This window comes from Desulforamulus aeronauticus DSM 10349 (genome assembly GCF_900142375.1).
Taxonomy (GTDB): domain Bacteria; phylum Bacillota; class Desulfotomaculia; order Desulfotomaculales; family Desulfotomaculaceae; genus Desulfotomaculum; species Desulfotomaculum aeronauticum.
Genome location: NZ_FRAR01000016.1, coordinates 108,793 through 131,665 on the forward strand (window position 1 = coordinate 108,793; position 22,873 = coordinate 131,665).

The window sequence follows — 22,873 nt, forward strand, 5'->3', positions numbered from 1 at the left end:
CGTTATAGATCAAGGCAATACGTTTCACGTAAAACGCCTCGCCCACCAAATTTTTCCTTAAATTTAAAAAGCCCGTGATTAATCTTACGTCCTTTATTTTCCGTGGAGATACCCCAGTCCAAATAAGCATAGCCTTGCTGAATCCCCCAATGAATTAGACTATAAAATACTAATTCAAGAGAACGCAGTTGTTGGTATTGATTGTTACTGGCAATGTAGAAGCAGTTTATAACACGCTGGTTTAGTAGGAAAACCACCACTCCGCTAACCATTTCTGCTTCCCGAAAGGAAGCAAAGAGCTTGATGGATTCAGGGTATCGATTTGTTAAATCAATTATTTCCTTTAGTGTATGGGTGGGCTGGGAGTGATGCCGTTGTCGAAGGTTGTGGGAGAGAATGCTCCAGAAGGTAGCATAATCCTTACTTTCTTCTACAGTAACTCCCAGTCTCTGGGCTTTACGAATATTCCTTTGTGAACTCTGAACCAGGTTTTCTGAAGCGCTGGCAATTTCCTGTAAAGGCAACGCCGTGGCCAGTTCGGAGGTGCCAAGAGAAAAGCCGTGATAGCGCAGGGCAAAGTCTATTTCGTCACTGGGCCAGTGATGATAGATACGGGGAACCAGTTTAATTTCCATCGCGTGGTGGTTACTAGATCGACAGTGTTGTATTACGAGAGGGATTAGTTCTAACGCTTCAGCCGTCGTAAATTTGGGACCAACAATGATGCCCCCGTGTGACGCACCGGGATAGGAGGAGAAAACTTTTTTCTGGTCTACCGTTTTTTGAGCTGCCGGGATTACGGCAATTAACTTCCCAGCAGCGTTATAAATCAGTAAGGAGCTATCCACAAACCGGTCCGGGGGGTGATAGTTGAGAAAAGTCCGTTGCTGCATAAAGGTACCGTTGCGGGAGTTGGCAACAAAATCATCCCATTCTTTTTCGCACGACGGATCGTAAATTTTGGTAAGTAACATCAATACCACCTTCAATCCTTAGAAAAACTTGGCTTGCGCCCAGTCTTTAGACGCCGGCGGAAGCCAAGTTTGCCCTTGTGCATGTCGGAAAGTCTATACTTTTTCGTCATGCCAAGTAAGTCTTGTGCCGTTGTTTACAAGCGATTGTTCAACCAGATCCATCACCTTAAGTACCCAAAGAATATCTTCAGATCCGGTCCTGGGAGATGATTTTGTTTTTATACATTCAACAAAATGTAAGCACTGGTTGGTGAGAGGCAGAGTTTTTTCGCACTTGGGCAGCGTAATTTCACCGTTATGGGAGATTAGCTGTAATTTATAATCAGCTTTGATATCATCAAAAACCAAGGTCATATTTTCCCCGGAAATGACTACCTGTCGCCGTTTGATAGGACAAACCCAGTTAGCCTGGATTTGCACGAATACGTTATCCGGAAATCCCAGAGTGATAACAACCAGGTCATAATGATTATGTGGACAATATCTTTCGCCCTGGGCGGCTACCCATAGTGGGTTTTTATTCAGTAGGTACCTAACCATAGAAAGATCATGCACAGCAAGATCCCAAAGCACGCTAACATCATCGCGAATTTTCCCGAGGTCTGTGCGCTCCAGGAACATATAGCGCAATTGACCCATGTGTTCCTGAGTCATAAGGCGTTCTAATTTTGGAACTACCGGATGGTACTCCAATAAATGGCCCGCCATTAAAACGGTATTCTTCTTTTGGGCCAGCTTGATTAAAGTAACCGCGTCATGGTAGGAGAGAGTAAAGGGTTTTTCCACCAGCACAGCCTTATTTTGCGATAAAAAATCAGATGCCATGGAATAGTGACTATGCGGTGGCGTAGCAATAATAACGCCATCCAAAGAGTCATCATTTAATAATTCCCGGTAATTGGTAGTTATGTTTAGGTTTGGATAAATTTTCTTTACCTTTCTGAGGGAATCTTCGTTTATGTCGCAGATGGACTGAATGGTAACTTCTGGTATTGAGTACAAAGTATGGATATAATTAAATCCCCAAGCCCCACAGCCGAGCAACCCAAGTTTAGCCATCTTCACCCCCCCTGGAATAAAAAAGAAGTTTTTCAATATATCGGTATACTATTCTGTGGATAGATGGAACGTGAATGTCATTAGGGGTTTTCTGAAGTAGATCATTTCGCAATAGAATGGTTAGCGATGGGGAGAAAATGACATTCGCATTTTTTAGTATACTTAGGTCGGGGAAGGCGGGTTTTTGTAAATATTTAATGAATGGAGAATTTTACAGAGATTTATTTAGATAGGATCGGAAATCATATAAAAGCATTGCTACATACCGTCTCTGGGTTCAGGAGGTTTGGTAATGAATTGTCAAAGGTATTCTCGATTATTAAAAATCACCATTGTACTAACAGCTCTTTTTGCTTTTTTGCTGGTATCGATTTCCCAAACGGTAGAAGCAAGCAATACCCCCAAATACGTCTTTTATTTTATCGGTGATGGTATGGGCGTTTCTCAAAGGCAAGCAGCGGAGTATTTTAAACAGGCTAAGGAAGATAACCCTACGTCAAAGTTACTGATGAACACGTTCCCCGTGGCGGGTTTAATGACAACGCATTCGGCTAATGAAACACTGATAACCGACTCAGCAGCAGCAGGCACCGCGTTGGCTACCGGTCATAAAACCCTAAATGGTATGCTTGCTAAACTGCCTGACGGGAAAGCTGTGAAAACCTTAGTTGAGGCGGCGGCAGAAAAGGGATTGGCCACTGGGATTGTGACTACGACCAGACTTACCCATGCCACCCCGGCAGCCTTTGTCTCACACAATACGAGCAGACACAATGAGCATGAGATTGCCATGGATCTAGCAAATAGCGGGGTGGATTTCTTGGCGGGCGGTGGGTATGGGTATTTTGTGCCGAAAAACTACCGCCTGGAATCAAATAGAAATGATGACAGGAACCTATTGGAAATATTTCATCGAAAAAAATACAATGTATTTATTACCGAAAAAGAAACAGGGAATTTCAGAAAGTTCCATCCTAAAGGACTGCAAAAGGTAATGGCCTGCTTTACTCCGTCTCATCTACCTTACGAATTTGACCGGATCAATGATAAGCGTCTCATACCGAGCCTAGCGGAAATTACCGAGAAAGGAATTGAGGTTTTATCCCAATACCCCCAAGGTTTTTTTATGATGGTGGAGGGTGGTAGGATAGATCAGGCTGGTCATCTTAACGATGCGTTGAGAAGTTGCGAGGAAGTTTTGGCCTTTGATCAAGCGATTGCCAAGGCTTATGAATTTTACAAAAAACACCCTAAGGAAACATTAATATTGGTTTTAGCAGACCATGAATCAGGTGGCATGACGTTGGGGTATGGCACGAAAGATTTTTTAAAAATGAAAAACTTATTAGACAATCACGTTCCCAAGCACAAGTTAAAACGTTATAGTCATGATAGAGCGGCCTACTTTGACTACCTTACCAAAGAGACAGGCTTAGGCAATTTGCTGGATGATGAAAGGGCAATCATTGAAAGGGCCATGGATGTGGTAGAAAACAATGGCGATCAAGAAAAAATATATGTTGCCATAAAGAATGTGTTATCCAATAGAGCCGGTATTGCCTGGACAACCCAGAATCATACGGGTGCCTGCGTTCCTATCAGTGCCATCGGCGTAGGAGCAGAAAAATTTGGTGGCTTTAAGGATAATACCGAAATTGCTAAGACGATGGCTGCTTTACTAAACCTAGAGCTTACATAATGTAGCAGGACCTCTCTGGACAAAAGAACTAACCCTGGGTTAATTACGAACCAGGGTTTTTTGCTATCGATAGGATTTGATTTTTGTAAGGAAAAGGAAAATACTTAATGAAGAAGGATTGGTAGCGTTCATTCTGAAGGGTTAACTTTTGGAGAACTTAATAAGGTTCCTTTGCTAACTCTTTGATGCGTTGACCTACTTTGTCTGTATATAAGCCGCCATGGTAGCAAATGACTGTTTCGATATCGTAGTGAGTGAGTTTGGCCAAAGATTTGATAGATAAAGCATTATCAAAGTTAATGAACTTTGGAGAAGCCACCAGCTGGCCATTTTCTACACCCAGAGCGTCACCGGCTAGGAGTACCTTACTCTCTTTAAGATATAGGCAAATGTGCCCCGGCGTGTGACCCGGGGTGTCAATAACCGTGATACCGCCGCAATAGGGCAAGACCTCACCATCCGTTACTGTTTGGTCTACAGGAGCTTTGCATTTTTCAAAACCAGCCTTGAGATTTTCATAAACCACTTTCATCTCTGGGGTTAAGGAATCTAGCTTAGCTCCTAACTGAGCAAGTTTAACAGGACATTTCTCGCCTTGAATATAAGGTTTTTCTTCCTCATGGGCAAGCACCCTGACACCCTGAGGCAGTGCTTGATTAATACTTACCAGGCTTCCAATATGGTCAATGTCATGATGGGTCAGAATTATCATTGTTAGTTTATCAAAGGGTAGGCCTACCTGCTCAATGGCCTCACGAAATTGTTGTAATTGCCCGGGATACCCAGCATCGACCAGAATAACTGTATCATTATCCCAAAGTAGTGTGGGGGAAATGATGCTCTGTTTTCCCATGATATTGGCCGTTATTTCAAGCATTTCTACACCGGCAGCTATTTTCAATTCTGCTCATTCCCTCCGAGTAGTATAGAACTTTTCAAACAGGGGTTTATTAGGGATATGTTACCCAATATACGTCAAATAACAACGGGTTATTAGACATGAAATGGTAAAAATCAATCCTCACTCCGGAGATTTTCAGTGCCCCATTTAACTAAGTCCAGGAGAATCTTTTTTAAGCTTTCACCTTTGGTTGTTAGAGAGTATTCTACACGGGGAGGAACCTCCAGGTAGATTTCCTTGGTAACAATAGCTTGCTTCTCAAGTTCTTGCAAGCGTGCGGAAAGAGTTTTGGGGCTGATCCCTTTTAGTGATTTTTGCAGTTGACCAAATCTTTTGGTTCCCGAGGAAAGTTCCCGGATAATGGAGAGAGTCCACTTACCACCCAGAATAGAAAGGGCCTTTTGGGCCGGGCAATAACATTCCTCAAGCCTTTGTTCATCTTGATTGTTCACAAAACTCACCTCTGTTATAGTAACTACAATAAAGGTAACTACTTCCGTTATGAAAGAAATGATATTAAACTTGATTCTAACATAATTGAAACAATCTATAAATATAGGGGGGATACTTGATGAAGGTACTCGGATTGAATGGAAGTCCCAGGAAACAATGGAATACAGCGACCCTGTTAAATAAAGCGCTGGCAGGAGCGGCCTCCCAAGGGGCAGAAACAGAACTCATTCATCTTTATGATCTTGCTTTTAAAGGGTGTATCAGTTGTTTTGCCTGTAAAACCAAGGGAGGTAAAAGTTATGGCAGGTGTGCGGTAAAGGATGATCTGGCACCGATTTTCGAGCAGATTGAGGAGGCCGATGCCATTATTCTAGGCTCTCCCATCTATTTTAGCAGTGTCTCCGGGGAAATGAGATCTTTTATGGAACGTTTAATGTTTCCCTATTTGTCCTATACCAACCCGCCACAATCACTTTTTCCCAAAAGGATAAAGGTTGGGTTTATTTACACCATGAATATTCCCGAGGAGAAGATGATTGAGAGCGGCTATGATCAGCTCCTTAGTCGTAATGAACAGGGACTTAGGATGTTGTTTGGTGAGGTAGAAAAACTATATAGCTTTGATACGTATCAGTTTAAGGATTATGCCAAGGTAGTATCAGACCTTTTTGATCCCGAACAGAAAGCAAAAAGACGGGAAGAAATTTTCCCCAACGATTGTCAGAAGGCCTTTGCCTTAGGCGCAAGGTTGGCAGCGACAAGTCAATAAGGTATTTGATAGGAGGTTTTTTATCATGCTGATGGTAAATCAAGACTGCATCAAGTGCGGGATATGTGCTGAAACATGTCCCGCCCGCATCATCGAGATGGGGCAGGATGGCCCAAGGTTACTTTATCCTACGGCTTGTATTAAATGTGGGCATTGCGTGGCGGTTTGTCCCCAGGAGTGCTTGGACCATGAAAAGGTACCTCTGAGTAAACAAGTGTCCCGGGAAAATTATCCTGTTTTAGATCCACAGACGGCAGCCCATTTTTTAAGGGCCCGTCGTTCTATCAGGAACTATAAAAATGAAGCAGTGCCTAAAGAGAAGATGCTGCAATTGCTGGATGTGGCTAGATTTGCACCCTCGGGTGGCAATTCCCAAGGCTTATCTTATATCGTTGTCACCGAGCAAGCATTGCTGAAGCAGTTAACCGAATTAACGGTACGCTGGATGGAAGAGCAGCTTACAACGGGGCTAGCCTGGGCAAGGTATTATGAAGGTGTTGTACAAAGTTACCGTAAAACCGGGCGGGATATAATTTTACGGGGTGCCCCGGCCCTGATCATTGCAACGGCCCCGAAGAACTTTCGCTGGGGGCATGACAACACAAGATATTCTCTGGCTTACGCAGAGTTATACGCTCCGACGCTGGGGTTAGGTTCCTGTTGGGCAGGTTATTTTGAAATATGTGCCGCCTCCGGTTATCCCGAAATCTATAAGTTGCTGGGCATTGAGGAGGACCTAACGGTGACGGGTGCGATCATGGTTGGTTGCCCTGCCTACCACTATCACCGGTTGGTTGATCGGAATCCCTTACAGGTAACCTGGAAGTAAAGATAAATTTAGAAGAATCGTCTCCTTCAGTCAAAGAGAAGGGGGGTGCAAAACTACTTTCTTGCACCCCCCTTTTTGTCAACTGGTTCCTATTTTGGCAAATCACCAAACCACTTTTGACAAATCTCTGCATACTCTCCGCTTGCTATTATCTTTTGCAAGCCGCTATTAATCTTACCCAGTAGTTCAGGGTTGTTTTGGGCTACGGCAATACCCATCTCCTCTGGGGAAATCCTTTCAGCAAGCAGCTTAACATCCTGATTGTTGGCACGAAGATAGGCGACTGCCGAGGGAAAATCGCAGATAACAGCATCTACCTGTCCATTTTTCAATTCTGTTAGGGTCTGTTCAATCGTATCAAAGGAAGAAAGTTTAGCGGAAGACTGCTGTTCTACAAACATTTGGGCATAGGTACCTGCCTGTACGGCAACGTTTTTGCCTGCCAGATCAGAGAATTTGTTAATACTGTTGTTATTGGATTTTACAGCAATGACAAGACCGAAAGTAAAGTAGGGTTGGGAAAATAAAAATCTCTTTTGCCGCTCATTGGTAACGGTAATGCCGGAAATGACTGCATCTACTTGATTCGCCATCAAAGAGGGGAAAAGTTGATCAAAGGAAACGCTTTTAAATTCCACCTCCAGGCCCGTGGTCCTGGCAATGGCCTGCATGATGTCGATATCAAACCCGGAAAATATGTTGTCAGGTTCTAAAGACTCAAAGGGTGGAAAGGTAGGATCGCAGCCAACCACAATTTTAGGTTTGCTGGAAGCGGGTGCTTCACCAATCCAGATACGTAAAGTGCTCTCCTCCCATGTTACCGGCTGGCCCAGTGATTCAGCCACAAAACGCAGGGGAACATAGGTGGTACCTTGATAGACAAAGGATGGCTGGCCCTGGGCGGGAGTTTGCTCAATGCCGTCAACAAAAAACTTTAGGGGCAGGGGCTGCACGGTGATCGGTTGTTCCGCTGCCAGAACGGTAGAACTAAGGAAGAACGTTGCCATAAACAGGCTCAAGAGAAGTAGCAATAGACGTTTCTTCAAGAAACATCACCTCCAAGATTTGTTGTTAGTAACATTATTTAGACGACAAAGGGAAGAACCCTTTAAAATTTATAGAGGTTTCTTACTCAGTGGGATATAATGGTAGGAAAAACGGGAGGGAAGAAAATTGAAAAAGCATCGAATAGCCGGGCTTGCACTGGCCCTAGGTCTTCTAATGATCTCTCCGGCAGCGGCCAGTGAAGGCATGCCAGAGGTGGTGTTGGGAGACGTGCAGGTAACCATCCAGCCGGCGGAGCACCAAGCCGAGCCGACTCAAATAACCGTTTCCTCCTCGAGGCCTGTCGTAACAGATGCCCAGCAAAGAATACTGGAAAAATATTATCAAATACTGCCGGAACTGAAAAAACTAACCCTGCAGACGGCAGGAGAATCTAGCATTGAGGGTACCTGGGACTTTCAATTTTATCAAACACCGCCCCAGGGCAGCTCACCTGTTTGGGCAGCCAATGCACAGTTAATTGTGGCTGCCAATACCGGCGAGCTTGAGATACTGCGTATCTCCCATCCCCAGTGGGCCACAGAAGAACTGCCCCCGGCGGAACTAGCCAAACAGCAGGCAGCTCAATTTATCAAGCAGCTGATGGGGGACAAGGCAGACCTGTACCGGTTGAACCCATCTTTAGGCTACGGAGGATCCAGTAGCAGTGACAGTGAGGGGAATGAACTGCATTGGAGTACAGCATCGGTAAGCTTTGATCCGGTGATTAATGGAATTCCCGTGCTGTACAATGAACTGCAGGTAGATGTGGATGCTGCCGGACGGATAACCGGTTTTTATCGGCACCAATCCGCTCTGCGAGATGTCAGCAGCTTTCCAGACCCGGCCAAAGCCATCAGCCAGCCAGTGGCAGCGGCTATCATGAATCAATTAATCCAAATGAAGCTGCGCTACGTACAGCACCAACCTTTGCAATACGCACCAGGATGGTCGAATAAACCGCGGGAGACCCGCCCGGTTCTTATGTATATACCGGAGTTTGAGAGTGCCATTGATGCCTTTACCGGCAAACCTGCATGGGGTGAGGATTATCTAAGCAGTCAAGGAGAGCGGGTGAAGCTGACCGGCGCAGGCAAGCCGTTATTTGCCCAAACCTCGGAAGAAGCGGCTAAAATATTGACGGAAGAATTTAACGTAGATATGAGTAAGCTGGAGTTTGAGCAGCTATTTGAGCGGGAGGACGTACTCCAGGGGGATAAGAAATATAAACACTATCTGTGGCGGACCGCTGGTGACGCAGAGGTTGGCATGAACCGTAAGTATGTACAACTCCACACGGTTGCGGCTACCGGTGAAATTTTGCGCTTTAGCGTGCAAGAGGATGTAACGGTGGATGAAGAAGCAAGGGTTTCTCCAGAACTGCTGCGGCAAAAGGCGGTGCAGTTGGTAGAAAATTATTTGCCAGCCGGTGCAGCGGAAATGGAGTTAGTAACCTTTAATTTTTCTGCAGTGCCTGACTGGGTGGACAAGCAGCAATTGAAAAAAGAAAAATTACCGCAACCCACTACGAGTTTTGTATTTTATCCCCTGCACCAAGGGATTCCGGTGAGTGACGGGGCTTATGCCGTTTCAGTGAATAACATAACCGGTGAGGTGACGGAGTATGCCAAAGGTGGTTTGGATACAGCTGTTACGCTGCCGGATAGCCAGGGGGTTGTTGCTGCTGAAGTTGCCAGGGCAGAGTATCTAAAAAACCATCCCCTGCAGCTGATATATCGCTGGCCTGAATGGTTTGGGCAGAGAGCGGCAAAACCCGAATTAGTGTATATGTTGAACGCCGACATAGGTTGGGGCTATATTGATGCATTCACAGGCAAAACAGTCATGATCCAGAACGGTAGCACACAGAATCCGTAAGCGCTAAAGCCAACAGTCCCAAGTAACGGTAGTGAAGCTACCTGCCTGCCATAAAACGACAGTTGTCATAGGCGGTAAGATAAGAGAAAATGCATGTAACGATGCATTTTTTCTTTTTTCTAAATAGGGAGTGGTTACAGATGCAGGAACGAGTGTTGATTGTTGAGGATGAGGCGTCTATCCGGCAATTCATTATTATTAATCTTAAACGCAATAATTTTGAGGTGGCAGAAGCCTACAGCGGTGAAGAGGCACTGGAAAAAGTAAGGTCCTTCCGGCCCCAGGTGGTTGTTTTAGACATTATGCTGCCGGGTATAGACGGCTTTACCGTTTGCCAGCGGTTGCGGGAGGAATGGCCGACGGTAGCAATTATCATGTTAACAGCCAGGGGGCAGGATATGGACAAAGTGATGGGCTTGGAGTTAGGCGCGGACGATTACCTGGTGAAACCCTTTAATCCCCTGGAATTAGTGGCGAGAATTCGTTCCATACTGAGACGAGTGCAGATTGGTCACCAGGAGGAGAAGAGCGAAATCATCCGGGCACCCTTTCGCTTAGAAATGAGGTCCCAGAGACTGTTTAAAAATGACCAACCAATTGACCTGACACCCAGGGAATTTTCGCTGTTGAAAATGTTTTTAGAAAAGAATAACCAGGCTTTAAGCCGAGATACTATTTTAGATCTTGTCTGGGGAGAAGACTATGTGGGTGACACCAAGACGGTTGATGTCCATATCAGAAGGCTTAGAGAAAAAATTGAGGACAACCCTTCCGAGCCGTACTATCTAGAGACTGTCTGGGGCTATGGCTACCGCTGGCGGGAGGGTGAATCGTTTGCAGGGCATTAGAAAAAGACTGGTTACCAGCTACTTACTGGTAATTTTCTTAACCGTATTTATTTTAGAAGCATTATTGTTGATTGGTATTAGACAGTACTATGTAGACAATGTCAAAGAAATTATGCGGCAACAGGCGGAGGTTACCGCTAACTTTTATAATTTGTATTTAGCAGGTTCTGATTTGGTCAGGGAAGCACCCTTCCTTTATGATAGTTTTTCCCAGGTAACCACGGCCCAAGTCCAGATCGTTGATCAGCAAGGTGTTTTATTAGTAGCGTCACCGGGGCTAGACCGGGGAGAGCAAGTGAACCTGCCAGACGTACAAAGGGCCTTAGCCGGTGAACCAGGGGACTGGCAGGGTGTCTTATCCCCAACCAATGAACCAATATTAGCCGTTACGCAACCGCTGAAAGCAGGGGAACAAGTGGTAGGGGCGGTTAGGTTACTAACTTCCTTAACTGGGGTCAATGAAGTTATCCAAAGAGTGGCCTTACTGCTGGTGACCATTGGCCTGGCGGTATTGCTGCTAGGAGCAGGTGTCAGTATGTATCTATCCTCCACCATTACGAGACCGGTTGAGCGCATAACCGGGGTAGCACTGCAGATGGCCAAAGGCAGGTTTAATGAACGGGCAGCCAAGGATTATGATGATGAAATTGGTAAGCTAGCGGATACTTTAAATTATATGGCCGGAGAGATCGCTAGGCAGGACCACCTAAAAAACCAATTTATTGCGTCAATCTCCCATGAACTGCGGACACCCCTGACTGCTATCAAGGGATGGGCTGTTACACTGAGGGGCAGTTTGGAAAACAAAGCGGAAATGTTGGCGGGACTGACCATCATTGAAAAGGAAAGTGACAGGTTAACTTCCCTGGTTGAAGAACTTTTGGATTTTTCCAAGCTAGCGGCCGGGAAGATAACTTTAGCCAGGGATTTGGTGAATGCAGGAGAGCTACTCAGTTCCCTAGCGAAAATGGTTACACCCAGGGCCTTGCGTCAGGGCATACATCTAGTGGTAGATATTCAGGAGGAGATACCGGCAATACAGGCGGATGCCAATCGGCTAAAACAAGTGCTGATTAACTTGTTAGATAATGCCTTTAAATTTACCCCAACCGGAGGAAGTATCAGCATCACTGCGTTGTCAAACAATCAGGCCTTGATTATCAGGGTTAGCGACACCGGGGCGGGGATAGCCGCCAATCACTTACCCAGAGTCAAAGAGAGATTTTATAAGGCCAGTGCTCACTCCGGCAGTGGGTTGGGTTTAGCCATTTGTGATGAGATCATTAAACTGCACGGTGGTGAACTTACACTTGCCAGTGAAGGGGGACAGGGTACCAGAGCAGAAGTGATGCTTCCCCTGTAACCTTTCTGTAACTATTTTTAACCCTTTGCTAACCCTTTTTGTCCGCTGTTATTTTATACTAAGGGTAGTTCCGGAACCAACACACTGTTGCACGAGGAGACTACGATGAAAATAAAATTAGGTCTGACAGCTATTGTTTTAGCGGGTGCCCTGATCTGGTCTGGCTGTTCCATGCTCCCATCCCCCGGGGAAGTTATTCAACCACCCAAGCAGGCCGGTGCCCAGGAAGAGAAAGATTTGGAATTAAATAATTATGTACAAAAACTATTACCCGCAGGAGCTAAGTTAGCGGTGCCAGCCTATCCCGCGGGGGCAAAAGCGATCCAAAAGGCAGATGTAGACGGTGATGGTAAAGAGGAAGTTGTGGTAACCTACAGCATTGGCTCTAATCCTGCTCAGTTAAAGGTGTCCGTTTTTAAAGAAGATAAAGAGGTCTGGACCTATGATGGGCAAGGTTATGGCCTGGACTGCTTTAGTATCACTGACCTGACCGGAGATAAAAAGCCGGAGCTTTTGTTGGGTTGGACAGTAGGTGCTTCAGCGGGCAACGGGCTGGATATCTTTACCTGGGATCATAATACTCTGAAGAGAGTAACAGGCATTGGTTATCATAAGCTAGAAATAGAAGATATGCCCGGTCCTAACGGGACGGATGGAAAAGCGGAAATTGCCCTCTGGCAGAAGGATACAGGACAGGCATATGTTATTGAAGTACTGCGTTGGCAGGATAACGACCTGGCCCTTGCCGAGGACGTTTATCCCTACTACTTTAAAAGGGTGGTAGAGTATTACGGCCACAGAGTTAAGGAAATGCCCGATGCTGCTTTTTACTGGTACTACCTAGCTGATGCCCAGGTAAAAAGCAACCTACCAGCAGAGGCCATGAAGTCCATTGAGACTGGAGTAGCCCTCAAGCTCGATTACCCGAAGGATTATCAATGGCATATTGTTAAAGGAGCAGCCTTCAATAAGCTGGGTAAATATCAAGAGGCCATCACAGAATTACAAAAGGGCATTACCAGCTTGGAGGCAAGCAATATTGCTTTCGAAAGGACCCATCTGAGCCAAGCTTACCTGGAAATGGCTCGTAGTTATCAAGGGATGAAGGACTATGATAAAAGTGAAAAGGCCGCTGAGAAAGCCAAAGAAATTACCCAAAGTACTTTAGTAAAAGACACAGCTCAACCACAATTGAGAAGTTTACCTGGCAATTAATGGTTGGCATAGCTTCCGACAGATATGTAATGGTGTAGGGAAGAATGACTTTAGCAATCTTGCGGAGTTATTCTTCCCTTTTTATTGACAAAAGGCAGCCGACACATTATAGTATTCGTAATTAGGAACACTAATATTTTTAAAAATCTAAGCCCCCAGAAAATAGTGTGGTGATAGCATGGATATCAACGAATTACTTGTGCATTTCAATCTAACCAGGCAGGAAGCCACTATCTATACAACACTGTATGCAGAAGGCGAACTGACTGGTTATGAGGTGGCGAAACTAACGGGTATCTCCCGTTCTAATACATACACCTCCCTGGCGGGGCTGGTGGAAAAAGGGGCAGCCTATGTAATTGAAGGAACAGCTACCCGCTACACGCCGGTTCGGATAGAAGATTTTTGTGATAACAAAATTCGGCAACTGCAGCAGATCAAACAGGACTTACTCAAAGGGATGCCCAGTAAAAGAGAAGAGACGGATGGATACATTACCATCAAAGGTGAGAAACATATTTTAGAAAAGATGAGAAATATGGTCGCTCGGGCTAAGGAGCGAGTGTATCTTTCTGTAGCTAGGCCAACCCTTTCCTTTATTCTGGCGGAATTAAAGGATGGACTGGCGAGAGGTTTAAAAATTGTCATCATTACCAATCACCCCTTTGAACTGGCTGGAGCCATCGTCTATCATGCCGAAAAGCCACCGCATCAAATCAGATTGATCGTAGATTCCAGCAATGTTTTAACGGGAGATATAGCGGACGGTGATTTTTCAACCTGTCTGTATTCGAAAAAGAAAAACCTGGTGGAACTAATCAAAGAGTCAATAAAAAATGAGATAACGTTGATAGATTTAACGAAAGGACAGGGATCATGAAAAAGACATTTGTAAATTTAGCACAGCTACAGGAGATCACCCAACAATATCCTACACCATTTCATTTATACGATGAAAAGGGGATTCGAGAAAATGCACGCAGATTGCAGCGGGCATTTCAATGGAATAAAGGCTTTAAGGAGTATTTTGCGGTCAAGGCTACGCCGAACCCTGCCATCCTGAATATCTTAAAGGAAGAGGGTTGTGGTGCGGATTGTTCATCCTTTACAGAATTAATGTTGGCCCAGGCCGTAGGCTTTACAGGGGATGAAATAATGTTTTCCTCAAATGTAACCCCCGTGGAGGATTTTGCTTACGCCAACAAGCTTAATGCCATGATTAACTTTGATGACATAACGCATATTGATTTCTTTAATCAGATCGCCGATATGCCGGAAACCATTAGCCTGCGTTATAATCCAGGCGGCGAATTTAAAATCAGTAATGCCATTATGGACAACCCTGGTGAGGCCAAATATGGGTTAACTCGTGAACAGTTAACAGAGGGCATTAAGAAACTGCAGAATTTGGGAGTTAAGCACTTTGGTTTGCATGCATTTCTGGCCAGCAATACCACAACCAATGAATATTACCCGGAACTGGCCAAGATTCTATTTAAAACCGCGGTAGAACTTAAGCAAGAAACCGGTGCCCATATTTCCTTTATCAATCTATCGGGCGGGGTGGGTATACCCTATCGTCCCGAGCAGGAACCGGCGGATATCATGGCCATCGGCGAGGGAGTTAGGCAGGCTTATCAAGAAGTGCTGACACCGGCAGGGATGGATGACGTGGCCATCTACACCGAGCTAGGCAGATTTATGCTAGGCCCCTACGGTTGTCTGGTAACAACTGCCTTGCATGAGAAACACATACACAAGGACTATATTGGCCTGGATGCCTGTGCCGCCAACCTGATGCGGCCGGCTATGTATGGTGCCTATCATTATATCACCGTGATGGGCAAGGAAAATCTCCCTTGTGATCATAAATATGATATTACAGGCGGTCTCTGCGAAAACAATGATAAATTTGCTGTCGATCGCATGTTACCGAAAATTGATCTTGGGGATTTGCTGGTCATACATGACACCGGGGCCCACGGTTTTGCCATGGGTTACAATTATAATGGCAAGCTGCGTTCGGCAGAGGTTTTACTGAAAGAAGACGGCAGCACCGAACTGATCCGCCGGGCGGAAACACCTGCGGATTATTTTGCTACCCTGAATTGTACCGAATACTTCAAAAAATCATTGTTTTAGGGGTATAAATATCGTAAAGTGAAGTTAGACAGGCCTTATTCCTAAAAGAGGAATTCAGGCCTGTCTTCAACTATCTGGTAAAAGGAGGAGATACCTTGTTTAAGGAACTCCGTCGTAAGAAAAAGCTGATGTCCCAGGAGGATACCAGTAAAATTATCAAAGAGGCAGAATATGGAACCCTGGCCAGCGTTGGTGAGGATGGATATCCCTATGCTGTACCGTTAAACTACGCTTTTGAAAACGGCACGATTTATTTCCATTCTGCTCCTGAGGGCCATAAAATCGAAAACATCAAGCATAACCATAAAGTTAGCTTTTCGGTGGTAACCTATCATCAAGTGTTACCCGAGAAGTTTGATACTGAATATGATAGTGTGATCGTTTTCGGCAAGGCATTTGAAATTATAGACGAGCAGGAAAAGAAACAGGCGCTTACATTGCTAATAGAAAGATATTCCGGTGATTATCTTGAGCAGGGTGCTAGGTACATAGATAGGGCGGTAAAGGGAGTTGGGGTTTTTAAAATAGAAATTGAGCATATGGTGGGGAAACGTGGACGGTAACTTGCTATAGTTATGCTTGTTTCTTCTTTATTTAAAGTGTATACTTGAAAAAAATAATATTTTGTCCGGGAGCTTGTGGAAGCAAGCTGAGAGTACGACTAGGCCGTCGTAGACCGGTTGAACCTGTTGGATAATGCCAGCGTAGGGAGTGGAGAGATAAGAACGGCACTTTGCTTACGCAGGGTGCCTTTTATTTTTTTGAAAGGATTGGACGAGTATGCAACAGCAAGAAATAATCAATGCTATCCTGGCGTTTATCTCAGACCAGGAAGGGTCCGCAGAGGTTTTTGACCAGCTGGCCTTACAAATATTTTCTTACCAATATAAAAATAATCTCCCTTACCAAAGCCTGTGCCTGCAAAAGGGCAAAACGCCGCGAACAGTTAAAAAATGGCAGGACATCCCTGCGGTAACCATTAACGCCTTTAAAGAAGTAACCTTAAGTTGTGGTGATCCCCGGCAGGCGGCAAGGGTTTTTATGACCAGTGGAACAACCCAGGGGGTTCAAGGGAAACACTACCACCCCAGTCTGGCGGTCTACGATCAATCCATGATCCATAATTTTAAACGGCACTTTATGAAGGATACCGAGAAGATTCGTATGGGAATTCTTTTTCCTACGGCAGCAGAGATGCCGAATTCTTCATTGGCTCATTACTTAGCCCTGGCTGTTCAGGAATTTGGTACTCAGGAGAGCCATTACCTGGTTGATAGCCAGGGAGCCAATATAGATCGGTTCATGATGGAACTGGCACAGGCTGAGCATACCGGAGAACCCTATGGGTTATTGGGAGCATCCTTTAGCTTTGTGCATCTGTTAGATGAATTGGCAAGAAGGGGCAAACAGTTTTCCTTACCCAAGGGGAGCAGAATTCTGGATACCGGTGGTTTTAAGAACCGCTCCCGGGAAATTGCCCTAGAGGAATTTTATCACCGACTCGAGTTTTTTCTGGGAGTGCCCAGAACAGCCTGTATTAATATGTATGGTATGACTGAGCTGAGCACCCAGTTTTACGATGAAGGTAATGACATACTACCCTCCGTTAAGTCCGGGCCCCATTGGAGCCGTACCCGGGTGGTCAATCCTTTAACCGGGGCGGAGGTTCCCCAGGGGGAGCGGGGCGTTTTGGTACATTGTGATCTGGCCAATTTTAATTCCGTTACCACTATTCTCACGGAAGATTTGGGTGTGAAAGTTGCTGGCGGCTTCTTGTTATTGGGGAGAGCGCAAGGTGCCGCAGCCAAGGGCTGTTCCCTCGCTGTTGAGGAATTTATTGAGAGTGGAAGAGGTCGAGTTAAATGAAAGAAAGGGCTGGCTATCTCCCCGGTATCAGCGAAGACGAAGTGGCCTGGCAGACAGTAACCTTTACCAGAAATGAAGAAGTATTGGAAGTGGCGGTACCGGTTCTGGCTCAGGAGCAAATGCAACAGTTGGCGGAACAAATCAAAAACAATAGCCGGCAAGTGCTAAAAACCCTGGCCATAGGCGAGATTGTAGAAATTCTGGACAAGGCTGTGGCAGTCTTCCTGGATCGGCATTCCCCCTATCGCCGGAAAGCAGAACAGCTTTTACCGATTGTAACCGGCTATGACCCGGAAGTGATCCGTCACGGGTTGACATCTTTTTTAAAAACCTTTAGAAAACCCCAATTACTGCGGTTTTTGGCAGAGGATTTGGGAAATATCTCTCTTTTGGATGACTTTCAACCCAGAGCGAAAGGCGGCTTTGCCAAGGCCTTTGGCCCAGACCTAATTGTTCATGTCTGGGCGGGTAATGTTCCGGCCTTGCCGCTCTGGAGCTTGCTGGCCGGGATGCTGGTCAAGTCCGGCAATATCGGCAAGGTTGCCAGTGCCGAGCCCTTATTTGCCGGTTGGTTTGCTAACGTGCTGGCGGAGGTGGAACCCCGTCTGGCCGGTTGCTTAGCTATTGTTTGGTGGAAAGGTGGCGACGAGGAGCAGGAACGAAGCCTGTTGGGGCAGGGAGATGTGGTGGTGGGTTATGGCAGTAATACCTCCTTGGCATCCCTGCGCAGCAGAATTCCTGTAACAACACGCTTTTTACCCTATGGTCATAAAATGAGTTTCGGTTTGGTCACCAAGGACAGTCTAGATGCACGCAAAGCTTGGCAAACGGCCCATGCTGCGGCCTTGGATGTGATTCGCTATGATCAACAGGGTTGCTATTCCCCACATTTTTTCTATGTGCAGCGAGGCGGGGCTGTTTCACCGGGGGAATTTGCTAAATACCTAGCCCATGAAATGGAGTGCTTTGCCCGCAGGTACCCGCGCCGGGCCCTTTCCCTGGAAGAAATGGCAGCCCAGGCAGCTTGGCGGCAGCAGGAAGAACTTACTCTTTTCAGCACACCAACCAAGGAAATCTTAGGAGATGACGCCCGAGCGTGGACGGTTGTTTATGAAGAAGGTGCACAGATTACCCCCAGTTGCCTAAATCGGACCGTCAAGGTCCTGGCAGTGGATCAATGGGAAGAAATATTGCCCCAGCTCATCCCCTACCGCCCCTTGCTGCAAACCGTGGGTGTGGCCTCTGCCCCCCGGGAGCTTTGGCAAATTGCTGAATTACTCGGCAGAGCCGGCGTGACACGGATTACCTCTCTGGGGAAAATGACCTCCCCGGAAGCAGGCTGGCATCATGATGGGCGCTTTAACTTGTTAGATCTGATTAACATGGTGGATATTGAGTCTGCGGCGGAAGAGTATGCCGAAAGATTGGCTCCTTATGTTGATTAAAGGTGGTGAATGTTTGAGTTTCTTACAGCTGGACTGTATTACCTACAGTTACCCCGGCGAAGAGGCCATTATTAAAGAGATTAGCTGGCAAATTGCCAGAGGAGAATTTCATTGTCTACTAGGGAAAAGTGGCTGTGGCAAGACCACTTTACTCAAGTTGGCTGCCGGTCTTCTGCCAGCGGCTCAAGGAAAGGTCTATTTGCAGGGGGAGGCAGTAGTCAAGCCCTCACCCCAGGCGGGTTTTGTTTTCCAAGCACCCACCCTGTTGGAGTGGAAAACCGTTCTGGACAACGTGCTTTTGCCAATTTCTCTCAAGAGAACCCCCACCTCAGAGGATTATCGCCGGGCAGAGGATTTATTGGGGCTAATGGGTTTGCCGGCCCACCTACGGCACTACCCCACAGAGTTATCCGGTGGTCAGCAAAGTCGGGTGGCCATTGCCAGGGCACTTATTGAAAAACCCGCCATGCTATTTTTAGATGAACCCTTTGCCGCCTTGGATGCTATTACCAGGGAAGAGCTTCAGGACGACTTGTTAAAGCTTTGTCAGTTGCAAGGGATCACCGTTCTTTTTATTACCCATGATATTGCTGAAGCACTTTATTTAGCGGATCAGGTAGCGGTTATGGTGGAGGGGCAAATCACCTTTATGGCCAGGGTAGACCTTGCCAAACCACGTCATTACACCATGCGGTATGGTACCTATTTGAATGAGCTTGGCCGGGAAGTGCGGCAGGCCATCAGCGGAGGTGCATCATGAAACGGCTGGCAGGATACCCGCTGATCGTACTGCTATTGTTACTGCTAACCTGGGAATATTTTGCAGCCACCATGTCTGAATTGGTGCTGCCGGCACCCTCGGTTGTTGCCCTCACCCTATGGGAAGGATTGCTCAGTGGTTACTTCGTACCGCATATCCTTCGTACGAGTACGGAGGTTTTCTTGGGATTGGTGTTGGGATGTAGCCTGGGTTTTGTTTTTGGTATCTTGATGGGCGAAGTGGAATTTTTCAGAAGGCTTTTCTTACCGTATCTAATTGCCAGTCAAGCTGTTCCTAAACTGGCCCTCGCCCCTCTTTTTATTCTGTGGTTTGGCTTTGGCATGACCTCCAAAGTGGTCATCACAGCCTTAATCTGTTTTTTCCCTTTATTGGAAAATACAATTACAGCTGTCCAGTATACCGACCCTCAGAAGCTAGAGTTATTTCGTGTCTTAGGGGCCAGCCGCTGGCAAACCTTGTTTCGTTTAAAAATACCGGGCGGGCTGCCCAGTATTATGGCAGGATTTCGTGTAGCGGTGATCTTGGCTGTTGTTGGCGCGGTTGTTGGGGAATTTATTGGGGGCAGTGAGGGATTAGGGGCGTTGATTATTGCTTCCCAGGGGATGATGGACACGCCGTTAATGTTTGCTGTCTTGATCTTGCTAACCATCTTAGGTATGTTACTTTATCAAGGAGTTACGTTAGTTGAAAAATGCATCTTACAACCATATATGAGGGGGAAACGTCAATGAAACGAAAGAGCTTAGGAATAGCCTTGTTACTGGCTATGGTGGTATTCTTAGCAGCCTGTGGCATAAAGGAACAGCCGGAAAAAACAACTGCTAATGTCCCAAAAGAACTACAAAGTGTTCGGGTGGCCAGTTGGAGTCAACCCATTACCGAGCAAACCAATTTATTGGTTGATCAGGAAAAAGGGTTTTTTAAAGAAAAGGGATTACAGGTAACCTTTGTGCCTGGGGCGGGTGGTGGCGATGCCATCAAAAATATCCTGACCGGTCAAGCTGATATCGCGTTCACCGATCCCGGTTCCTTATACTTTGCCCTGGATAAAGGAGAAAAGTTACGGGTTATCTATAATATTTATCCCCAGAACGTCTTTAACGTAGTTTCTTTAAAGGAAAACAAGATTACCCGGCCCGAAGACCTGAAAGGGAAAAAGATTGGGGTCTATAGCTTAGCCAGCGGCACGCGCCAAAACTTATTAGTACTTTTAAATCAGGTGGGTCTGTCCGAGCAAGATGTTACCATTGTAGAAACCGGTCTTTTAAATTTTGCCCCGCTAATGCAAGGACAGGTGGATGCCACAGCAGCCACCGACACCGGGCTTTTGATCGGTAAACAAAAGGGGCTCGGCGAGGTTGATGTGATGGAAGTAAAGGACTACTTAAATGTCCCCAGTGATATATTTGTGGTAACAGAAAAAACCTATCAGGAAAAGCAAGAGCTAATCAGAGAATTTCTGGCGGGATATCGCAATAGCAGTCAATGGATGCTGGAAAACCCAGAAGAGGCAGCGGCCTTGGCTGTGAAATATGCCATTGATGGTAAGGAGGCAAAGCGCAACATCGAGATCATCAAGTTAAGAAATGCAGCCAGTGTGTCTCCTGACACCGAGAAGAAGGGTTTAGGAGCTCTTGATGTGTCGATCTTGCAACAAGGGGCGGATACTTATAAAAATCTGGGCCTCATCAGTAACTCATTAGATATGAGCCAAGTAGTCAGTCAGGATCTGAGTCCTACCAAGTAAGGGAGGCCTAGTAATGGTAAAATTTCAAGGGAAGGTCGTTTTGGTGACAGGCGCTAGCCGTGGTATTGGCGCTGCCATTGCCCGGGCCTTTGCCGCAGAGGGAGCCTTTGTAATTATTAATTATCTGCAAAACGAACTAGCCGCGGCAAGAACCGTCGCAGCCTGCCAAGAGCTAGGTGGAGATGCCTGGGCCATCAAGGGGGATGTGATGTCAGAGGGCGCTGTTACTGAGATGATCCAACAGGTTTTGGTAGAAGTAGGTAAGATTGATGTCCTAGTCAATAACGCCTTTAAACCCTATGAATTCGATCCTGACAAGAGAAAGCTGGCCTGGCAACTTACTTGGCAGGATTTTCAGGCGCAAATGGATGGTGCCCTGCGTTCTACCCATGGTCTCTGCCAAGCGGTGCTACCCCAGATGAAAAAACGAAGCCAGGGAAGCATTATCAACATCGTGAGCAATCTCGTGGCCAGACCTATTATCCCCTATCATGACTACACCACTGCCAAATCGGCCGTTATTGGCTATAGCCGCAACTTAGCAGCAGAACTAGGACCCTTCGGCATTCGAGTAAATTGCGTGGCTCCGGGGTTGGTCTATCCCACGGAGTCCAGCCGCCATACCAAGGAAGAAGTGAAAGAAATGATTATTGCGCAAACGCCCCTACGGAAAATTGCTTCTCCGGAAGATGTGGCCGGACCGGTACTCTTTTTAGCGTCGGAGTGGAGTGGTTTTATGACAGGCCAAACCCTCTATGTAGACGGTGGCTTTATTATGAAATAGCCCTACAGAAAAGAGCAGACCAAGTATCCGTTGGTCTGCTCCCTCGTTATTTGCGTAAACCCTATCCTACTTACGCTTATTCTTTTCTTTCATAAAGTTTCTTGCTTGCTTGATGCCGCCCAGGCCACTAAACATTCTGTTGAGCTTTTCCTGCTCAATCTGACGAGAGTTCAGCCCTTGATAGTTCATCTCGACTTGCAGTTTTTTAAAGCTCTCCAGACGTGCGGCAGAGAGGAGTCCTTTGGTAATAGCCTCCCTTACGGCACAGCCCGGTTCTTTTTGGTGGGTGCAGTCGCTAAAGCGACAGCGTTGCGCCAGTTCCTCTATGTCGGCAAAGGACTTAGCAAGGTCAGCACTTTCTAGTTGCAACTCACGCATACCCGGGGTGTCTATGACCACACCACCCTTGGGTAGAACTATCAATTGCCGGCGGGTTGTGGCATGCCGTCCCTTGTCAGCCCCATCAATTTCCCGGGTAGCCAGGAAATCCTGATCCAACAGGCGGTTGATCAAGGTGGATTTGCCAACTCCTGAAGAACCAATAAAGGCGATGGTTTTACCATGGCCAATGTAGTTGCTTACTGCGGTATAGCCGTCATCCTTCATACTTGTGGTCACTAGGACATCCACACCGAGAGCAATGGAAGACACTTCGGCAAGCTTAGCGTCTATATCGGTACAGAGGTCTGCTTTTGTGAGTACCACCACAGGGGTGGCCATACTGTCCCAGGCGATGGACAAATATCTTTCCAGCCGCCGTAGATTAAAGTTATTATTGAGCGACATGCAGATAAAAGCCGTATCAATGTTGGCTGCCACAATCTGGCATTCCTGGGACGTACCTGCGGCCTTGCGCTGGAAAATGCTTTTACGGCGCAGGATGTGATGAATGATAGCATGGCCACTGCTGTCCTCTAGACGGTCCACCATGACCCAGTCGCCCACGGCGGGATAATCCGCGTTATCCTTGGCCAGAAAAGCCAACTTGCCTGAGACCTCTGCCGTTATCTCGCCATTTTCTGTAATTACCTTATATAAATCTCGATGTTGTATTGATACCCTGCCGAGGTAGAATC

At 46.3% G+C, this 22,873-nt stretch carries 22 protein-coding genes and 1 riboswitch; of the genes, 16 read left to right on the top strand and 6 right to left on the bottom strand.

What is annotated here, in order from left to right; all coding sequences use genetic code 11:
* Positions 1–2: 2 nt before the first annotated feature.
* A complete protein-coding gene (locus BUA78_RS11075; RefSeq protein ID WP_072914391.1) occupies positions 3–974 on the bottom strand; it encodes a GNAT family N-acetyltransferase in 972 nt (323 codons plus the stop codon).
* Positions 975–1,067: 93 nt separating this feature from the next.
* Positions 1,068–2,033 carry a Gfo/Idh/MocA family protein gene (locus BUA78_RS11080; RefSeq protein WP_072914393.1) on the bottom strand — a complete coding sequence of 322 codons (966 nt, stop codon included), beginning with the start codon at positions 2,031–2,033 and terminating at the stop codon, positions 1,068–1,070.
* Positions 2,034–2,325: 292 nt separating this feature from the next.
* On the opposite strand from BUA78_RS11080, the gene BUA78_RS11085 reads away from it, so the two are divergent.
* A complete protein-coding gene (locus tag BUA78_RS11085; RefSeq protein ID WP_072914395.1) occupies positions 2,326–3,732 on the top strand; it encodes an alkaline phosphatase in 1,407 nt (468 codons plus the stop codon).
* Between the two features lie 157 nt (positions 3,733–3,889).
* Here BUA78_RS11085 and BUA78_RS11090 read toward each other — a convergent pair whose 3' ends face one another.
* Together BUA78_RS11090 and BUA78_RS11095 are read right to left on the bottom strand one after the other, a co-directional pair.
* The gene (locus BUA78_RS11090; RefSeq protein ID WP_072914398.1) at positions 3,890–4,633 is read right to left on the bottom strand and encodes an MBL fold metallo-hydrolase; all 744 of its coding nucleotides are present in this window, start codon (positions 4,631–4,633) and stop codon (positions 3,890–3,892) included.
* A gap of 113 nt (positions 4,634–4,746) precedes the next feature.
* Entirely contained in the window at positions 4,747–5,085 is a 339-nt protein-coding gene (locus tag BUA78_RS11095; protein ID WP_072914399.1) for a winged helix-turn-helix transcriptional regulator, read from the bottom strand.
* A gap of 119 nt (positions 5,086–5,204) precedes the next feature.
* Here BUA78_RS11095 and BUA78_RS11100 point away from each other — a divergent pair, with 119 nt between their 5' ends.
* Positions 5,205–5,855 (top strand): flavodoxin family protein, encoded by a 651-nt coding sequence (locus BUA78_RS11100; RefSeq protein ID WP_072914402.1) that lies wholly within the window; start codon positions 5,205–5,207, stop codon positions 5,853–5,855.
* Positions 5,856–5,880: 25 nt separating this feature from the next.
* Entirely contained in the window at positions 5,881–6,684 is an 804-nt protein-coding gene (locus BUA78_RS11105) for a nitroreductase family protein (RefSeq protein WP_072914403.1), read from the top strand.
* An 89-nt stretch (positions 6,685–6,773) separates the two neighbouring features.
* Here BUA78_RS11105 and BUA78_RS11110 read toward each other — a convergent pair whose 3' ends face one another.
* Positions 6,774–7,730 carry a transporter substrate-binding domain-containing protein gene (locus BUA78_RS11110; protein ID WP_072914406.1) on the bottom strand — a complete coding sequence of 319 codons (957 nt, stop codon included), beginning with the start codon at positions 7,728–7,730 and terminating at the stop codon, positions 6,774–6,776.
* 127 nt (positions 7,731–7,857) lie between these two features.
* On the opposite strand from BUA78_RS11110, the gene BUA78_RS11115 reads away from it, so the two are divergent.
* The 13 genes from BUA78_RS11115 (at position 7,858) to BUA78_RS11175 (ending at position 21,797) form a co-directional block, all read left to right on the top strand.
* Positions 7,858–9,606 carry a YcdB/YcdC domain-containing protein gene (locus tag BUA78_RS11115; protein WP_072914409.1) on the top strand — a complete coding sequence of 583 codons (1,749 nt, stop codon included), beginning with the start codon at positions 7,858–7,860 and terminating at the stop codon, positions 9,604–9,606.
* A gap of 140 nt (positions 9,607–9,746) precedes the next feature.
* Positions 9,747–10,454: a response regulator transcription factor gene (locus tag BUA78_RS11120; protein ID WP_072914412.1), complete on the top strand. Its 708-nt coding sequence runs from the start codon at positions 9,747–9,749 to the stop codon at positions 10,452–10,454.
* On the top strand, positions 10,432–11,817 hold the full coding sequence (locus tag BUA78_RS11125) for a sensor histidine kinase (protein WP_238456799.1): 1,386 nt from the start codon (positions 10,432–10,434) through the stop codon (positions 11,815–11,817). Before BUA78_RS11120 ends, BUA78_RS11125 begins: the two co-directional genes overlap by 23 nt.
* Before the next feature lie 105 nt (positions 11,818–11,922).
* Positions 11,923–13,032, top strand: coding sequence for an FG-GAP repeat domain-containing protein (locus BUA78_RS11130; protein WP_072914416.1), 1,110 nt, complete (start codon positions 11,923–11,925; stop codon positions 13,030–13,032).
* Positions 13,033–13,210: 178 nt separating this feature from the next.
* Positions 13,211–13,912, top strand: coding sequence for a TrmB family transcriptional regulator (locus BUA78_RS11135; protein ID WP_072914418.1), 702 nt, complete (start codon positions 13,211–13,213; stop codon positions 13,910–13,912).
* Entirely contained in the window at positions 13,909–15,174 is a 1,266-nt protein-coding gene (locus BUA78_RS11140) for a diaminopimelate decarboxylase (protein WP_175549009.1), read from the top strand. The genes BUA78_RS11135 and BUA78_RS11140 overlap by 4 nt, the downstream gene beginning before the upstream one ends.
* A 95-nt stretch (positions 15,175–15,269) precedes the next feature.
* Positions 15,270–15,737, top strand: a complete 468-nt coding sequence (locus tag BUA78_RS11145; RefSeq protein ID WP_072914423.1) for a pyridoxamine 5'-phosphate oxidase family protein — start codon at positions 15,270–15,272, stop codon at positions 15,735–15,737.
* A gap of 55 nt (positions 15,738–15,792) precedes the next feature.
* A riboswitch (TPP riboswitch) is annotated at positions 15,793–15,902 on the top strand.
* 52 nt (positions 15,903–15,954) lie between these two features.
* Positions 15,955–17,040 (top strand): LuxE/PaaK family acyltransferase, encoded by a 1,086-nt coding sequence (locus tag BUA78_RS11150; RefSeq protein ID WP_072914425.1) that lies wholly within the window; start codon positions 15,955–15,957, stop codon positions 17,038–17,040.
* Entirely contained in the window at positions 17,037–18,485 is a 1,449-nt protein-coding gene (locus BUA78_RS11155; RefSeq protein ID WP_072914428.1) for an acyl-CoA reductase, read from the top strand. Before BUA78_RS11150 ends, BUA78_RS11155 begins: the two co-directional genes overlap by 4 nt.
* A gap of 13 nt (positions 18,486–18,498) precedes the next feature.
* The gene (locus BUA78_RS11160) at positions 18,499–19,245 is read left to right on the top strand and encodes an ABC transporter ATP-binding protein (RefSeq protein WP_207650501.1); all 747 of its coding nucleotides are present in this window, start codon (positions 18,499–18,501) and stop codon (positions 19,243–19,245) included.
* On the top strand, positions 19,242–19,997 hold the full coding sequence (locus tag BUA78_RS11165) for an ABC transporter permease (protein WP_072914432.1): 756 nt from the start codon (positions 19,242–19,244) through the stop codon (positions 19,995–19,997). The genes BUA78_RS11160 and BUA78_RS11165 overlap by 4 nt, the downstream gene beginning before the upstream one ends.
* Entirely contained in the window at positions 19,994–21,013 is a 1,020-nt protein-coding gene (locus BUA78_RS11170) for an ABC transporter substrate-binding protein (RefSeq protein WP_072914434.1), read from the top strand. The genes BUA78_RS11165 and BUA78_RS11170 overlap by 4 nt, the downstream gene beginning before the upstream one ends.
* A gap of 13 nt (positions 21,014–21,026) precedes the next feature.
* Positions 21,027–21,797, top strand: a complete 771-nt coding sequence (locus BUA78_RS11175) for an SDR family oxidoreductase (protein ID WP_072914437.1) — start codon at positions 21,027–21,029, stop codon at positions 21,795–21,797.
* Positions 21,798–21,863: 66 nt separating this feature from the next.
* Here the strand turns inward: BUA78_RS11175 and rsgA are convergent.
* Positions 21,864–22,873: ribosome small subunit-dependent GTPase A (gene rsgA / locus BUA78_RS11180; RefSeq protein ID WP_072914457.1), on the bottom strand; the 1,010-nt coding region annotated here is incomplete at its 5' end.

Bases quoted from the DNA above. Each gene is read 5' to 3' on its own strand.
- BUA78_RS11075 (WP_072914391.1), bottom strand. From the start codon at position 974: ATGTTACTTACCAAAATTTACGATCCGTCGTGCGAAAAAGAATGGGAT.
- BUA78_RS11080 (WP_072914393.1), bottom strand. From the start codon at position 2,033: ATGGCTAAACTTGGGTTGCTCGGCTGTGGGGCTTGGGGATTTAATTAT.
- BUA78_RS11085 (WP_072914395.1), top strand. From the start codon at position 2,326: ATGAATTGTCAAAGGTATTCTCGATTATTAAAAATCACCATTGTACTA.
- BUA78_RS11100 (WP_072914402.1), top strand. From the start codon at position 5,205: ATGAAGGTACTCGGATTGAATGGAAGTCCCAGGAAACAATGGAATACA.
- BUA78_RS11105 (WP_072914403.1), top strand. From the start codon at position 5,881: ATGCTGATGGTAAATCAAGACTGCATCAAGTGCGGGATATGTGCTGAA.
- BUA78_RS11120 (WP_072914412.1), top strand. From the start codon at position 9,747: ATGCAGGAACGAGTGTTGATTGTTGAGGATGAGGCGTCTATCCGGCAA.
- BUA78_RS11130 (WP_072914416.1), top strand. From the start codon at position 11,923: ATGAAAATAAAATTAGGTCTGACAGCTATTGTTTTAGCGGGTGCCCTG.
- BUA78_RS11135 (WP_072914418.1), top strand. From the start codon at position 13,211: ATGGATATCAACGAATTACTTGTGCATTTCAATCTAACCAGGCAGGAA.
- BUA78_RS11140 (WP_175549009.1), top strand. From the start codon at position 13,909: ATGAAAAAGACATTTGTAAATTTAGCACAGCTACAGGAGATCACCCAA.
- BUA78_RS11150 (WP_072914425.1), top strand. From the start codon at position 15,955: ATGCAACAGCAAGAAATAATCAATGCTATCCTGGCGTTTATCTCAGAC.
- BUA78_RS11155 (WP_072914428.1), top strand. From the start codon at position 17,037: ATGAAAGAAAGGGCTGGCTATCTCCCCGGTATCAGCGAAGACGAAGTG.
- BUA78_RS11165 (WP_072914432.1), top strand. From the start codon at position 19,242: ATGAAACGGCTGGCAGGATACCCGCTGATCGTACTGCTATTGTTACTG.
- BUA78_RS11170 (WP_072914434.1), top strand. From the start codon at position 19,994: ATGAAACGAAAGAGCTTAGGAATAGCCTTGTTACTGGCTATGGTGGTA.
- BUA78_RS11175 (WP_072914437.1), top strand. From the start codon at position 21,027: ATGGTAAAATTTCAAGGGAAGGTCGTTTTGGTGACAGGCGCTAGCCGT.